General features: G+C 70.0%; 11 protein-coding genes. 2 read left to right on the forward strand and 9 right to left on the reverse strand.

What is annotated here, in order from left to right; genetic code table 11:
- The 5 genes from A7A76_RS06780 to A7A76_RS06800 all read right to left on the reverse strand — a co-directional run.
- Nucleotides 1-214: hypothetical protein (locus A7A76_RS06780; protein WP_206410476.1), on the reverse strand; the 214-nt coding region annotated here is incomplete at its 3' end.
- A gap of 128 nt (nucleotides 215-342) precedes the next feature.
- A complete protein-coding gene (locus A7A76_RS06785; protein WP_123647978.1) occupies nucleotides 343-1119 on the reverse strand; it encodes an ABC transporter permease in 777 nt (258 codons plus the stop codon).
- A complete protein-coding gene (locus A7A76_RS06790; RefSeq protein WP_206410477.1) occupies nucleotides 1100-1942 on the reverse strand; it encodes an ABC transporter ATP-binding protein in 843 nt (280 codons plus the stop codon). The genes A7A76_RS06785 and A7A76_RS06790 overlap by 20 nt, the downstream gene beginning before the upstream one ends.
- An 18-nt stretch (nucleotides 1943-1960) precedes the next feature.
- A complete protein-coding gene (locus A7A76_RS06795) occupies nucleotides 1961-3004 on the reverse strand; it encodes an ABC transporter substrate-binding protein (protein ID WP_206410478.1) in 1044 nt (347 codons plus the stop codon).
- 139 nt (nucleotides 3005-3143) lie between these two features.
- Nucleotides 3144-4253 (reverse strand): 4-oxalomesaconate tautomerase, encoded by a 1110-nt coding sequence (locus A7A76_RS06800; RefSeq protein WP_206410479.1) that lies wholly within the window; start codon nucleotides 4251-4253, stop codon nucleotides 3144-3146.
- Between the two features lie 107 nt (nucleotides 4254-4360).
- Between A7A76_RS06800 and A7A76_RS06805 the strand changes: the two genes are divergently transcribed.
- Nucleotides 4361-5266 carry a LysR family transcriptional regulator gene (locus A7A76_RS06805; protein WP_123647974.1) on the forward strand — a complete coding sequence of 302 codons (906 nt, stop codon included), beginning with the start codon at nucleotides 4361-4363 and terminating at the stop codon, nucleotides 5264-5266.
- Between the two features lie 184 nt (nucleotides 5267-5450).
- Nucleotides 5451-8234, forward strand: coding sequence for an aconitate hydratase AcnA (gene acnA / locus A7A76_RS06810; RefSeq protein ID WP_206410480.1), 2784 nt, complete (start codon nucleotides 5451-5453; stop codon nucleotides 8232-8234).
- Between the two features lie 220 nt (nucleotides 8235-8454).
- On the opposite strand, the gene A7A76_RS06815 is transcribed toward acnA, so the two are convergent.
- The 4 genes from A7A76_RS06815 to A7A76_RS06830 all read right to left on the reverse strand — a co-directional run.
- Nucleotides 8455-9672 carry a VWA domain-containing protein gene (locus A7A76_RS06815; protein ID WP_206410481.1) on the reverse strand — a complete coding sequence of 406 codons (1218 nt, stop codon included), beginning with the start codon at nucleotides 9670-9672 and terminating at the stop codon, nucleotides 8455-8457.
- Nucleotides 9662-12031, reverse strand: a complete 2370-nt coding sequence (locus A7A76_RS06820; RefSeq protein ID WP_206410482.1) for a DUF5682 family protein — start codon at nucleotides 12029-12031, stop codon at nucleotides 9662-9664. The genes A7A76_RS06815 and A7A76_RS06820 overlap by 11 nt, the downstream gene beginning before the upstream one ends.
- Before the next feature lie 7 nt (nucleotides 12032-12038).
- Entirely contained in the window at nucleotides 12039-13118 is a 1080-nt protein-coding gene (locus A7A76_RS06825; RefSeq protein WP_206410483.1) for an ATP-binding protein, read from the reverse strand.
- Between the two features lie 40 nt (nucleotides 13119-13158).
- Nucleotides 13159-14311: DUF5691 domain-containing protein (locus A7A76_RS06830; RefSeq protein WP_206410484.1), on the reverse strand; the 1153-nt coding region annotated here is incomplete at its 5' end.

The raw sequence follows: 14311 nt of genomic DNA on the forward strand, positions 1-14311 counted from the left end.
CGGCCGGCGCCGGCTTCGGCGCGTCGGCCGCGGCCGCCCCGCCCTCCACCGCGGCCAGGCGCCGCTCCAGGCGTTCGATCCTCTCGGCTTGCGCCTGCACCAGCCGCAGCAGTTCGGCGCTGTCGGGCGTTTGCGCGGCGGCCTCGCCGCTGGCGCCGGCGGCGGCGATGAGCGTCGCGAGCGCGATCGGATGCGGGCGAAAACGATTCGTCACGGGTTTCTCCAGGCAGCAGGACGCCGCTGGCGCGCGGCGCGCCAGGATGCGTGTCGATCGACCGATCCGCGGCTAAGGAAGGTGGAGGCCCGTCGCGGCGCGACGCCGCGAGGGGCCCGGCGCCGGGCTCAGGCGCTCTCGCGCGCCGCGTTCGGGCGCCACGAGATCAGGCGGTTCTCAGCGAGATCGAGCAAGGCGTCGATCAGCAGCACGAACACCGCCAGGATGGCGATGCCGGCGAACACGCCGACCGCGTTGAAGTTGCCCTCGGCCTGGGCGATCAGATAGCCCAGCCCCGCCGAAGCGCCCAGGTATTCGCCGATGATCGCGCCGACCACCGCGAAGCCGACCGAGGTCCGCAGCGACGACAGGATCCAGCTCGCCGCGGCCGGGAAATACACGTGCCGCAGCAGGTCGCCGCGGCCGGCGCCGAGGATGCGCGCATTGGCCAGCACCGTCGGGTTGACCTCGCGCACGCCCTGCATCGCATTGAAGAAGGTGGTGAAGAACACCAGCGTCACCGCCAGCGCCACCTTCGACCACAGGCCCAGGCCCAGCCACAGCACGAAGATCGGCGCCAGCACCACGCGCGGAATCGCGTTGAAGCCCTTGATGAAGGGATCGAGGATGCGCGCCGAACGCCGGCTCAGGCCCAGCCACACGCCGCCGGCCACGCCCAGGGTGGTGCCGATCACGTAGCCCAGTCCGGTTTCGGCCAGGGTGATCGCGACGTGCTGGTAGAACCCGGGATCCGACAGCCAATCCCAGGCCTGCCGCGCGATCGCCAGCGGCGCCGGGAAGAAGAACGGGTCGATCCACTGCGCCGATACGCCGGCCTGCCAGCCGCCGAACAGCACCACGACCAGCGACAGTTGCACGATGCGGTCAGTCACGTTGTTGCGCATAGGTCTTCTCCACTTCGCCGCGCAGGCAGGCCCAGATGTCGCGGTACAGATCGATGAAACGCGGGTCGAGCTTGATTTCCGCGACATCGCGCGGACGGTCCAGCGGCACCCGGAAGCTCTCCACAACCCGGCTGGACGGGCCGGCCGACAGCACCACCACGCGGTCGCCCAGGGCGATGGCCTCTTCCAGGTCGTGGGTGATCAACATCACCGAGCGGCGCTGCTCCTGCCACAAGCGCAGCAACTCGTTCTGCATCAGATGCCGGGTGTGGATGTCCAGGGCCGAGAACGGCTCGTCCATCAGGATCACCTTGGGCTCGACGATCAAGGCCTGGGCCATCTGCACGCGTTTTCGCTGGCCGCCGGACAGTTGGTGCGGATAGCGCGCCTCGAACCCGGCCAGGCCCACCTTGGCCAGCCAGCGGCGCGCCCTGTCCTCGCGTTCGGCCGCCGCCACGCCGCGGAAGCGCAGGCCGAGCTCGACGTTCTGCAGCGCGGTCTTCCACGGCAGCAGCGCATCCTGCTGGAACAGGTAGCCCACGCTTTCCTGCACGCCCTTGACCGGCTTGCCGTCGATGGCGATGCGGCCCTGGGCCGGCGTCAGCAGGCCGGCCACCGCGTTGAGGATGGTGCTCTTGCCGCAGCCGGTCGGGCCGACGATGGCGAGGAACTCGCCGTCGCCGACCTGGATGTCGACTTCGCGCACCGCGGTGAAGTCGCCGAACGACATGGTGATCCGCTCGATCGCCACCAGGGTGTCGGCGCCGGCGCCGGCGCCGGCCGGAGCGTCGTGAAGTTGTCGCACTGTGGCGGTAGTGGCCATGACGCGCCCTCCGATCGGTCAGCGCGACGACGCGGCGAGCGCGTCGTCGACGAAGCGGTTGGTGTAGGTCTTGTCCAGGTCGATCCTGGCGCCGGCGACGCTGCGGTCGAACTCGCGCAGGACCGCCAGCGGCGTCTGCAGGTCCGCCGCCACGAAACGGCCGTCGCGCGAGAAGATCGCCTTGGCGCGGGCCACCGCCAGGGCGTAGGCGGCGCGGTCGCCGGACACGTAGCGGTCCGGCAGCGCCGCGACGATCTGCTCGGGCGGGGTCTGCTCGATGAAGCGCAGCGCCTTGAGCTGGGCGCGGGCGATGCGCTCGGCCACCTGCGGGTGCTTGTCCAGGAACGCGGTCTGCGCGTACAGCACCGAGGTCGGATACAGGCCGCCGTACACCTCGCGCGCGCCCTGGTCGCTGCGCGCATCGATCAGGATCCGGCCGATGCCGCGCGACTCGATCAGCGTCGCCGCGGGGTCGTAGTTCACCAGCAGATCGACCTTGCCCTGCTGCAGCGCCGCCACCGCGGCCGCGCCGGAGCCCACGCCGATGATCGACACCGCGTTTTCGTCGATGCCGTGGCGCGAGAGGAAGTGGCGGACGAAGAAGTCCGACGACGAGCCCGGCGCGGTGATGCCGATCTTGAGGCCGCGAATGGACTGCGGCTGCTTCGGATCGAAGCGGGTGTCGTTGCGCCCGGCCAGCACCAGCCCGGAGTTGCGCGACAGCAGCACGAACGCGGAGACGTCCTTGTGCTTGGCCTGCATCTGGATGGTGTGGTCGTAGAACCCCACCGCCACGTCGGTGGAACCGGCCACCAGCGCCTGCAGCACCTTCGACCCGCCCTGGGCGAAGTTCTCGGTGCGCACCTGCACGCCGGCCTCGGCGAAATAGCCCTTGGCGTCGGCGACGAAGAACGGCAGGTTGTTGAGGTTGTAGGACCCCACGCTGATGCGCACCGGCCTGCGTTCGCCGCCGACGATGTCGCCTTGGCCGCAGCCGGCCAGCGCCGCGGCCGCCGCTACCAGGACGGTAGCGGCTGCGGCGATGAATTTCTTGCTGAACATCGATCCCTCCCAGGATGTCGTTTACTGCTGCAGGCCCGCGTACGGACCGGCTTGTGGTGCTTGGTGTTCGTTCGAGCGGTTTCTTGTTGTTGGTTCGAGTGGTTCTTGTTGTTGGTTCGAACGGTTTCTTGTTGTTCGTTCAAGCCGCGGTGATCCACGCGCTCGCGGCGTCGCGCTCGAGCGCCAGCGAGGTGAACACGCGCCCTTCCAGCAGGCGCCGCGCGGTCCGCACCACGCTGGCGACGATGGAACCGTCGTCCGCCGCGCGCTCCAGCCGCACGTCCAGGCTGCCGCTAGGATGCTCAAGCCGGACCGGCCTGGCGAGATCGTGTTCGCCGAGCATCGACTGGGCCACGGTTCCCGCGGTGGCGCAGGCCGTCGCGATGCCGACCGCGCCGGTGATCGCCAGCGCGCCGTGGCAGCGCTGCGGCATGAAATAACGCACTTGAAGCGTGCCTCCGTGCGCAGGCGGCGACAGCAGCACGGGCTTGGGAATGACGCGCTCGGCGGCATCGGCGATGCCCATGCGGTGGCCGGCTTCGATGCGTATCTTTTCCAGGCGCCGCAACAGCGCCGCGTCGGCGTCCAGTTGCGCCGGCGCCTCGTCGCCGCGCAGGCCGAAGGCTTGGGCGGGCAGCAACACCATCGGTATGGCGCAGTCGATGCAGCTCACCTCGATGCCGTCGATGCGTTCGCTCGGCCGGCCGGTGGGCAGCAGGCGGCCGGTACGGGCGCCGGCCGCGTCGAGGAACGTCAGCGGGATCGGACTGCCGGTGCCGGGCGCGCCGGCGATGGCGGTATCGCCGCGATACTTCACCCGCCCGCCCGGCGTCTGCACCGTGGCGACGACGACCTTGCCGGTGTTGACGTTGTGGATGCGCACCTGGGTCTGCGGGTGCCGCGCCGCGATCAACCCGGCCTCGATCGCGAACGGCGCCACCGCGGCGAGCATGTTGCCGCAGTTGGGCGTGGTGTCGACCAGCCGCTGCTCGACCCGCACCTGGGCGAACAGATAGTCCACGTCGGCGTCGGCGCGCGAGGCGCGGCCGACGATGGCGACCTTGCTCGACAGCGGATTGCCGCCGCCGATGCCGTCGATCTGCAGCGGATGCCCGGCGCCCATCACATCGACCAGGAAGGCGTCGCGCAGCGCGGGCTCGGCCGGCAGGTCGTCGGCCAGGAAGAACGGCCCCTTGGAGGTCCCGCCCCGCATCAGGACGCACGGCACGCTTGACAGGTCGCTGGACATCGAGCCCACGGATTGATACCTATTTCGGATCAATTTGATCCAGTGATTCGATGCTGGCACGGCCGAATTTATCTGTGAAATGCTAATTTTCGAAGGATTGATCCGATATGAGCATCAATTGCGAAATCCTCGACCTGCGCGCTTTCCTCACCGTCAGCGAGACCCGCAGCTTCCACCGCGCCGCCGACGCGCTGCATGTTTCCCAGCCCGCGCTGAGCCGGCGCATCCAGAAGCTGGAGGAAGCGGTCGGCGCGCCGCTGCTGGAACGCACCACCCGCAGCGTGTCGCTGACCGCGGTCGGGCAGAACCTGCTGCCGCTGGTGCGGCGCATGCTCGAGGAGTTCGACGGCTCGCTGTTCGCCGCGCGCGGGATCGACGACGGCCGCGGCAGCCAGGTCACCATCGCCTGCCTGCCGACCGCGGCGTTCTACTTCCTGCCCAGCGTGATCGCGCGCTTCCACGAGCAGCATCCCAAGGTGCGCTTCCGCATCCTCGACCTGTCCGCCACCGAGGGCTTGCAGGCGGTGGAGCGCGGCGAGGTCGAGTTCGGCATCAACTTCATGGGCGCGTCCGACCCGGAGCTGAACTTCGACGTGCTGGTCGAAGACCCGTTCGTGCTGGCCTGCCGCCGCGACCACCCGCTGGCGCGCAAGCGCAAGGTGACCTGGACCGACCTGTCCAGCCACCGCCTGATCACCGTGCACCGCACCAGCGGCAACCGCATCCTGCTCGACGGCGCGCTGGCGCGCGAGAACCTCAAGCTCAGCTGGTTCTTCGAAGTGACACACCTGTCGACCTCGCTGGGCATGGTCGAGGCCGGCGTCGGCATTTCGGTGCTGCCGCGGATGGCGACGCCGCAGCACGAGCATCCGATCCTGGTCACCCGTCCGCTCGAGCACCCGGTGGTCTCGCGCACCATCGGCATCGTGCGCCGGCGCAACGCTGTGTTGTCCGCGGCGGCCGAAGAGTTCCTGCAGATGCTGAAGACCACTTGGCAGGGCTTGGCGAAATGACGCCGGGCGCGCCGGTCCCGGCCGCCGCGGCGCGCTTTCCTCGACGCGCCGTGCACAGCGCCGCGGCGGCAAGTGGTGGATAATCCGGCCCACCGACCCGCCACGCACTGCGCCGCCGGTCCATCGCAAGCAGCGCTTCGCCCGGCGCGAGGCGCGCGCCAGCACCTCCACAGGAGTTCAACGCATGAGCGACTCATTTTCCACCCGCCGCCAGCTGTCCGTCGACGGCCGCGACTACACCTACTTCAGCCTGCCGGTCCTGGGCGAGCGCTTCGACATCGCCCGCCTGCCCTACTCGATGAAGATCCTGCTGGAGAACCTGCTGCGCCATGAGGACGGCGGCGCCACGGTCGGCAAGGAGCACATCGAAGCGGTGGCGCGATGGGAGCCGAAGAAGGAACCCGACACCGAGATCGCGTTCATGCCCGCGCGCGTGGTCCTGCAGGATTTCACCGGCGTGCCCTGCGTGGTCGACCTGGCAGCGATGCGCGACGCGGTCGGCAAGCTCGGCGGCAACGCCAGGCAGATCAATCCGCTGATCCCGTCGGAACTGGTCATCGATCATTCGGTCCAGGTCGACGTGTTCGGCCGCCCCGACGCGCTCGACCTCAACGGCAAGATCGAGTTCGAGCGCAACAAGGAGCGCTACAGCTTCCTGCGCTGGGGCCAGAAGTCGTTCGAGAACTTCAAGGTGGTGCCGCCGAACACCGGCATCGTCCACCAGGTGAACCTGGAGAACCTCGCCCGCGTGGTCATGGGCCGCGAAGTCCAGACCCATGACGGCAAGAGCGAGCTGCAGGCCTTCCCCGACACCGTGTTCGGCACCGACAGCCACACCACGATGATCAACGGCATCGGCGTGCTCGGCTGGGGCGTGGGCGGCATCGAGGCCGAAGCGGCGATGCTCGGCCAGCCCTCGTCGATGCTGATTCCGCAAGTGGTCGGCTTCAAGCTGAGCGGCAAGCTGCCCGAAGGCAGCACCGCCACCGACCTGGTGCTGACCGTGACCCAGATGCTGCGCAAGCACGGCGTGGTCGGCAAGTTCGTCGAGTTCTACGGCGACGGCCTGCAGCACCTGCCGCTGGCCGACCGCGCGACCATCGCCAACATGGCGCCGGAATACGGCGCGACCTGCGGCATCTTCCCGATCGACGCCGAGTCGCTGAACTACCTGCGCCTGTCCGGCCGCGGCGACGAGCAGATCGCCCTGGTCGAGGCTTACGCCAAGGCCCAGGGCCTGTGGCACGAGCCGGGCCAGCCGCACGCCGAGTACTCGGCCACGCTCGAACTCGACCTGGGCGACGTCAAGCCGTCGCTGGCCGGTCCGAAGCGCCCGCAGGACCGCGTGCTGCTCGAAAACGTGCACAGCAACTTCCAGGAAAACCTCGGCCCGCTGGTCGCCAACCGCAAGCCCAAGGGCGTGGGCTGCGCCATCGAGGAACTCAAGGGCGAAGGCGGCGACCAGCCGCAGGCGAGCCAGCTGGCGGCCAAGCCGGTGTCGAAGATCCGCATCCAGGACCAGGACGCCGAGCTGTCCGACGGTTCGGTGGTGATCGCCGCGATCACCTCCTGCACCAATACCTCCAACCCGGCGGTGATGCTCGGCGCCGGCCTGCTCGCGCGCAACGCCGCGCGCCTGGGCCTGAAGTCCAAGCCGTGGGTCAAGACCTCGCTCGGCCCGGGCTCGCTGGTAGTGACCGACTACCTCAAGAAGGCCGGCGTGCTCGACGACCTGGAGAAGCTCGGCTTCTACGTGGTCGGCTACGGCTGCACCACCTGCATCGGCAATTCCGGCCCGCTGCCGGACGAAGTGTCCAAGGGCATCGCCGAGAACGAACTGGTGGTCGCCTCCGTGCTGTCGGGCAACCGCAACTTCGAAGGCCGCGTGCATCCGGAAGTCAAGGCCAACTACCTGGCCTCGCCGCCGCTGGTGGTGGCCTACGCGATCGCCGGCACGGTCAACATCGACCTGACCCGGGAGCCCATCGGCAAGAGCGCGGATGGCAAGGACGTGTTCCTGCGCGACATCTGGCCGAGCAACAAGGAGATCGGCGACACCATCGCCGCGACCGTCGGCCCGGAGCTGTTCGCGCAGAACTACGCCGACGTGTTCAAGGGCGATACGCGCTGGAACCAGATCGCCTCGCCCGACGGCGAATCGTTCCAGTGGCAAGAGTCCTCGACCTACATCAAGAACCCGCCCTACTTCGACGGCATGACCATGCAGGTCGGCAGCATCGACGACGTCCACGGCGCGCGGGTCATGGGCGTGTTCGGCGACTCGATCACCACCGACCACATCTCGCCGGCCGGCAACATCAAGAAGGATTCGCCGGCGGGCCGCTTCCTGATCTCGCGCGGCGTGCAGCCGGCGGACTTCAACAGCTACGGCTCGCGCCGCGGCAACGACGATGTGATGGTGCGCGGCACCTTCGCCAACATCCGCATCAAGAACCTGATGTTCGGCGGCGAGGAAGGCGGCAACACGCTGTATTACGGCAAGGACGGCACGGCGCCGGAAAAGCTCGCCATCTATGACGCGGCGATGAAGTACAAGGCCGACGGCGTGCCGCTGGTGGTGTTCGCCGGCAAGGAATACGGCACCGGCTCCTCGCGCGACTGGGCGGCCAAGGGCACCAACCTGCTCGGGGTCAAGGCGGTGATCGCCGAAAGCTTCGAGCGCATCCACCGCTCCAATCTGGTCGGCATGGGCGTGCTGCCGCTGCAGTTCCAGGACGGCGAGAACGCGCAGAGCCTGGGCCTGGACGGCTCGGAAGTGGTCAGCGTGACCGGGCTCGACGACGGCAAGGCCAAGACCGCGACGGTGACGGCGAAGAAGGCCGACGGCAGCGAGACCAAGTTCGAAGCCAAGGTGCTGTTGCTGACCCCGAAGGAAGTGGAGTACTTCCGTCATGGCGGCATCCTGCATTACGTGCTGCGGCAATTGGCGGCGAAGAAGGCGGTCTGAAGCCGTCCGCGTGCGCAAAGGCCCGGGCGTTCGCCCGGGCCTTTCGCGTTTTCGCCCACACGAAATGCGGGTTCGCCCCCTGTAGGAGCGACGCAAGTCGCGACCGCGAATCCGCAACTACTGCGCAAGTTCCGTCGCACTTGCGGATTCGCGGTCGCGACTTGCGTCGCTCCTACAGGGGCGTTCCGCGGCAGGTTTCGTCGGAACTGGGGGACGCGCGCTACTCCTGCGCCCGCGTCGGCACCAACCCGTTGCCCGCCGCCCACTGAGTAACATCGTCGCGGCGGATCGCCGCGGCCATCAGGCCCGGGAACGCATCGGGCGTGCATGCGAACGACGGCACGCCCAGCGCGGCCAGCTTCGCCGCCAGCGATTGGTCGTAGGCCGGCCGGCCTTCGTCGCTCAGCGCCAGCAGCACGATGAACTGCACGCCGGCTTCGACCAGTTCCTGCGCGCGCGCGAGCAGCTTGGCTTCCACGCCGCCTTCGTACAGGTCCGAGATCAGCACCAGGATGCTGTTGCGCGGCTCGCGGATCAGGCCCTGGCAATAGGCCACCGCGCCGTGGATGTCGGTGCCGCCGCCGAGCTGGACGCCGAACAGCAGGTCGACCGGGTCGTCGAGTTGCTCGGTCATGTCGACCACCGCGGTGTCGAACACCACCAGCCGCGTCGCCACCGCCGGCAGCGAGGCCATCACAGCGCCGAAGATGCTCGAGTACACCACCGAGGCGGCCATCGAGCCGCTCTGGTCGATGCACAGGGTGATCTCGCGCTGCGGCCGCCGCGACTTGCGGCCGTAGCCGATCAACTGCTGCGGGATGACGGTGTTGTACTCGGGCTGCCAATGCTTGAGGTTGGCGCGGATCGTGCGGTTCCAGTCGATCTCGGCGTGGCGCGGACGGCGCGTGCGGCGGGCGCGGTCGAGCGCGCCGGTCACCGCCGAGCGCATCGGCTCTTCGAGCTTGCGCATCAGTTCCTCGACCACGCGCCGCACCACCAGCCGCGCGGTCTCCTTGGTTTCGGCGGGAATCACGCCCGACAGCGAGACCAGGTTGGCGACCATGTGCACGTCGGGCTGGATGCCTTCGAGCATTTCCTTTTCCAGCAGCATCTGGCGCAGGTCCAGGCGTTGCAGGGCGTCGCGCTGCATGACCTGGACCACGCTGGCCGGAAAGTACTTGCGGATGTCGCCGAGCCAGCGCGCCACGTTCGGCGCCGAACCGCCGCGGCCGCCGCGCCGCGACAAGCCGCCCGGGCCGGTCGGCTCGTACAGCGCCGCCAGGGCCGCGTCCATCGGCGACAGGCCGGCGCCGAGCGCGCCGCAACTGTCCTGGGCTTCGCTGCCCAGGACCATGCGCCAGCGCTGCTCGCGCGTGCTCGGCGGCGTCGCGCCGGCGTCGCCGGCCGCAACCGCGTCGGCGTTCGTTTCAGCGCTCATGCGCGTCTCCCACGGCGCTCAGGCCGAACAGTTCGCGCAGCAGCGGCAGCGCGCGCGCCGCGCGGGCGGCGTCCCAGGTCGATTGCGCCGCCTGCGCCGGCGCCGCGCCGAGCGGGCGCTTGACCCGCGCGCCGAGGTCGCGCCGGTCGGCGGCCTCGAACTCGGCAAAGCTGCGCCGCAGCAGCGGCACCACGCGCAGGAAATGCTCGTGGCCCAGGTGCGAGATCCAGCCGTCGATCAGCGCCCACACCGCGTCGTCGTGCAGCAGCACCGCGGCGTTGCGGTTGAGGAAGCCGTCGAGCCATTGCGCCGCCTGCAGCGGTTCGGAACCTTGTGACAGATTCAGGCTGAGTTCGCGCGCCACCGCTTCGCCGTCGAACGCGGCGGCGTCGAACAGCAGCCGGGTGGCGAGGCCGCGCAGCAGCGGCGTGGCGCTCGCGGACAGCGCGAGCTGGCGCAGCGCGCCGCGCCAGGCCGCGGCCTGGGCTTCGTCGTCTCGCAGCTCTACCGCGCGGTCGGCGGAGAGCAAGGTCTCGCGCGCATCGCCGGCGGCTTCTTCGTCGAGGCCGCCCAACGCCAGGGTCAGGCCGATGCAGGCGCGCGCGAGCATGCCGTCGAACAGATGCCGCACCTGCGCCGCGTCGGTGTTGCGCACGTTGCCGTAGCGCTGCACGTTGGCCAGCGCCGGCAGCGCGGCCAGCAGCGACAGCGGGTCGGCGTCGACCGCGGCGCGCGCCTGCAGTTCGGCCGCCACCGCTTCGACCGCGCCGGGCAGGTTCGCCAGCAGCACGCGGTCGATCAGGCGCGAGAGATCCGGCAGGCGTTCGGCCTGGCGCGCGCGCTCGATCGCGCGCGCGGTCGCGGCCTGTTCCACGCTCTGGCCATAGCGGCTGGCGACGATCAGCTCGATCTCGAACGCCGGCTGCCAGGCCAGTTCCCACACCTCGCGGAAACTGCCGCGCGAGCGCCCGGCGCCGCCGAGCCGGCCCCAGCCGATGTCGAGCAGCAGCAACCGGTGCAGCAGTTCGCTGCGCTGCAGGTCGGTGTCGTTGCGAAGGTCGAGTTCCAGCGGCTTGCCCAGCGCTTCGGGCTTGAGCCGCAGGCGCTTGCGCTGGGCTTCCAGGTCGCGCTGCAGCGGCACGGTCGGCACCGACTCGGGCACCGAGCCGATGCGTTCGCCGATCATCAGCGCCTGCTCGATCAGCCGCATCGGCGCGGCGTCGCCGTTGCACAGGATGCTCAGGGTGGCTTCGTTGAGTTCGTCCAGGCTTGGCGCCGGGCGCTCGCGCAACGCGGCCAGGGTGTCGGCCAGGCGCGCGGCTTCGATCAGGTGCGCGGACGAGCAGTCCAGCGCGTGCTCGCGCAGCACCCGCGCGACCCGCGCGAACCAGCCGACCGTGCGCGCGTCGCCACCGCCGTTGCGCCACAGGTGTTCGTACCAGCCCGGCGAATCGATGCCGGCGCCGTAGCCGCTGGCGCTGCTGAGGTGGCGATAGGTCCACGGCACCCAGGTCGCGGCGGACTTGAGCTTGGGCAGGTCCTTGAGCAAGGCCTTGTCGGCCGCGGCGGTGGCCTTGCCGGTCAGCGCCGGCACGTGCCAGGCGCCGCAGACCACGGCGATGCGTTCGAAGCCTTGTTTGGCCGCTTCGCGGATGCCGCTGCGCATATGCGCTTCGCGCAAAGCTTCCTCGTGCGGGTCCAGGCCATTGCGCAGTTCGGCGTTCTCGCGCAGTTCGCCCATCGCCGCGGCGATGGCCTCGAACAGGCCTTCGCCGTCGCCGCGCTCTTCGACCATGTGGTTCCACCAGCTCTCGCCGTCGGCGTAACCGGCGGCGTGGGCGAGCCAGTCGAGCGGGTCCTGGTGCGGTTCGCGATGCTCGGCGGCGGCCGGCTCGCTCGCTTCGGCAACCGCGCTTTCGTCGGTCGCCGCTTGCGCAGCCGTCGCGTCGTCGGCCAGTTCCTGCGGCGCTTCGCCCTCGTCCGCCGCCGGCGCGGGTTCGCCGCCGGCCAAGCGTTCGTGGCGCGCGCGCTGCCAGGCCAGGCTGGCGCCGGCCGGCACGTCGATGAAACGCAGCGCCGCGCCGTGCTGCGCCGCCCAGCGCATCGCCTGCCATTCCGGCGAAAACTCGGCGTAAGGGTGGAACACGGCCAGTTGCGGATCGTCGGCGCCGTAGGACAGCAGCGCCACCGGCGGCTGCAGGCCCGGATCGCGCAGATGCTCGACCGCCAGCGCCTCGGCGCCGGCCGGGCCTTCGATCAGCACGCAGTCCGGTCGCAGCGCGTCCAGGGCCTTGCGCAGGCTGCGCGCGCAGCCCGGGCCGTGGTGGCGGATGCCGAAGTAATGCAGCGCGGCGCTCATGCCGCGCTCAGAGCTGTTCGCGGAAGGCGCGGTAGAGATCCTTCCACTCGGCGCGTTCCTTGACCACGGTTTCCAGATACTCCGTCCACACCACCTGGTCCTGCACCGGATCCTTGACCACCGCGCCGATCATGCCCGCGGCCATGTCGGCCGGACGCAGCACGCCGTCGCCGAAGTGCCCGGCCAGGGCCATGCCGTTGTTGATCACCGAAATCGCCTCGGCGGTGGAAAGCGTCGAGCTCGGGCTCTTGAGCTTGGACTTGCCGTCCTCGGTCTGGCCGTTGCGCAGTTCGCGGAAGATGCGCACGATCCGCGCCACTTCCTTCAGCGCCGGCGGCTCGGCCGGCAGTTCCAGGGCGCGGCCGAGTTCGTGCACGCGCTTGACCACGATCGAGACTTCCTCCTCCTCGCTCGACGGCACCGGCAGGATCACCGTGTTGAAGCGGCGCTTGAGCGCGCTGGACAGTTCGTTGACGCCCTTGTCGCGGTTGTTGGCGGTGGCGATGACGCTGAAGCCGCGCGCGGCCTGCACTTCGCTGCCGAGCTCCGGCACCGGCAAGGTCTTCTCCGACAGCACGGTGATCAGCGTGTCCTGCACGTCGGCGGGAATGCGGGTCAGCTCCTCGACCCGGGCGATCTTGCCGAGCTTCATAGCGTTCATCATCGGGCTGGGCACCAGCGCGTTCTCGCCGGGCCCGTGCGCCAGCAACTGCGCGTAGTTCCAGCCGTAGCGGATCTGCTCCTCGCTGGTGCCGGCGGTGCCCTGGATCAGCATCGTCGAATCGCCGCTGATCGCCGCGCTGAGGTGTTCGGACACCCACGACTTGGCGGTGCCCGGCACGCCGAACAGCAGCAGCGCGCGGTCGGTGGCGACGGTGGCCACCGCGATCTCCATCAGCCGGCGGTTGCCGATGTACTTGGCGCTGACCTCGAAACCGTTGTCGAGCTTGCCGCCGATCAGATAGGTCACCACCGCCCACGGCGACAGCTTCCAGTTGGCGGGACGCTGGCGGTCGTCGGCCTTGGCCAGTTGTTCGAGCTCTTCGGCGAACTGGATTTCGGCGTGTTGGCGCAGGACGGCGGTCATCGGAACTCCGTGTAAATAGATGGGAATCGAAAGAGACGGCTCAGGCGTGCAGCAGCCCGCGCACCTGCGCGGTGCGCTCCAGGCCGGCCAGGCAATCGGCCAGGGCCGGGGTGTCGTCGGGCCCGCGCGGCGGCGCGCGCCAGCCGTGCAGCGCCTGCGGGTGCAGCACTTCCAGCAGCGATTGCGCGTTCTGGCGCAGGCTCCAGTCCTGGCGCAGGGCCTCGCCGGCCCGTTCCAGGCCGGCGGCGAGCGATCGCGAATAGTCCAGCGGCAGCCACTGGCCCGGCGCGCACGAGCCGACCACTTCGTCGAAGCGGCCGCTGCGGCACAGCAGCTCGAAGCTGCTCGGCCAATGGCGCACGCGCTGCGCCGGCGGCAGCAGGCCTAGCAAGCCGGCGTGATGACCGTGGAAGGCGCGGCCGGGCGCGTCGAGCATGGCCGCGGCCCAGTCGCCGTCGTCGCGGTGGATGCGTTCGAGCCAGCCGCGGTGCAGCGCCTCCTTCCAGTCGCTCTTGTCCGCCCACGCCAGCAGCGCGGGCGCGTCCATGCCGGTGTGCTCGCACCACCAGCGCAGCGGCACCTGCCGCACCAGCTGATACAGCCACCACGCGCGCTCGCCGAGCGCGTCGTTCTGCGGCCGGGCGGGATCGATGGCGGCGGACGCCCACTCGGGGTCGGCGGCTTGCGGTGCGTCGAGCACCCAGCGCTTGACCAGCAAGGCGCGCTCCTGAGTCACCAGCGGCGCCAGCCATGCGCGCAGGCGCTGCGCGTGCGCCGACTGCGGCAGGCGCGCCAGCAGCGCGGCGGCGAAGCGGCGCACCTCGCGGCCGCGGTCCTTGAGCAGGCCGGCCAGCAGCGCTTCGTCGTCGAGGCTCAGGCCGGCGTCGAGTTCGGCGACGAACGCGGCGCGCTCCTTCGCCGGCAGTTCGCCCAGTTGCGCCTGCAACAGCGCGCGCGCCCGCGCCGGATCGGCCGCGCGCAACTGCGCGAACAGCGCCTGGCGTTGTTCGAAGCTGCCTTCGTGCCAGACCTGTTCGGCCTGCGTGGACGGATCGGCCGTTTCCTGCGCGGCCGCGCCGCCGCGGTCGGCGTAGCGCCAGTCGGGATTGAGCCGGGCCAGCCACAGGCCGCGTTCGCCGAGCACCGGCAGCAGCGCCGCGCGCAGGCGCGCGCGTTGCCGGCCGGCGTCGAGC

It is taken from the genome of Lysobacter enzymogenes, assembly GCF_017168095.1.
Classification (GTDB): domain Bacteria; phylum Pseudomonadota; class Gammaproteobacteria; order Xanthomonadales; family Xanthomonadaceae; genus Lysobacter; species Lysobacter enzymogenes_D.

What these genes read in the sequence shown, in the direction of transcription:
- A7A76_RS06805 (WP_123647974.1), top strand. Translation starts at nt 4,361, where the DNA reads ATGAGCATCAATTGCGAAATCCTCGACCTGCGCGCTTTCCTCACCGTC.
- A7A76_RS06825 (WP_206410483.1), bottom strand. Translation starts at nt 13,118, where the DNA reads ATGACCGCCGTCCTGCGCCAACACGCCGAAATCCAGTTCGCCGAAGAG.
- A7A76_RS06795 (WP_206410478.1), bottom strand. Translation starts at nt 3,004, where the DNA reads ATGTTCAGCAAGAAATTCATCGCCGCAGCCGCTACCGTCCTGGTAGCG.
- A7A76_RS06790 (WP_206410477.1), bottom strand. Translation starts at nt 1,942, where the DNA reads ATGGCCACTACCGCCACAGTGCGACAACTTCACGACGCTCCGGCCGGC.
- A7A76_RS06815 (WP_206410481.1), bottom strand. Translation starts at nt 9,672, where the DNA reads ATGAGCGCTGAAACGAACGCCGACGCGGTTGCGGCCGGCGACGCCGGC.
- A7A76_RS06820 (WP_206410482.1), bottom strand. Translation starts at nt 12,031, where the DNA reads ATGAGCGCCGCGCTGCATTACTTCGGCATCCGCCACCACGGCCCGGGC.
- acnA (WP_206410480.1), top strand. Translation starts at nt 5,451, where the DNA reads ATGAGCGACTCATTTTCCACCCGCCGCCAGCTGTCCGTCGACGGCCGC.
- A7A76_RS06785 (WP_123647978.1), bottom strand. Translation starts at nt 1,119, where the DNA reads ATGCGCAACAACGTGACTGACCGCATCGTGCAACTGTCGCTGGTCGTG.
- A7A76_RS06800 (WP_206410479.1), bottom strand. Translation starts at nt 4,253, where the DNA reads ATGTCCAGCGACCTGTCAAGCGTGCCGTGCGTCCTGATGCGGGGCGGG.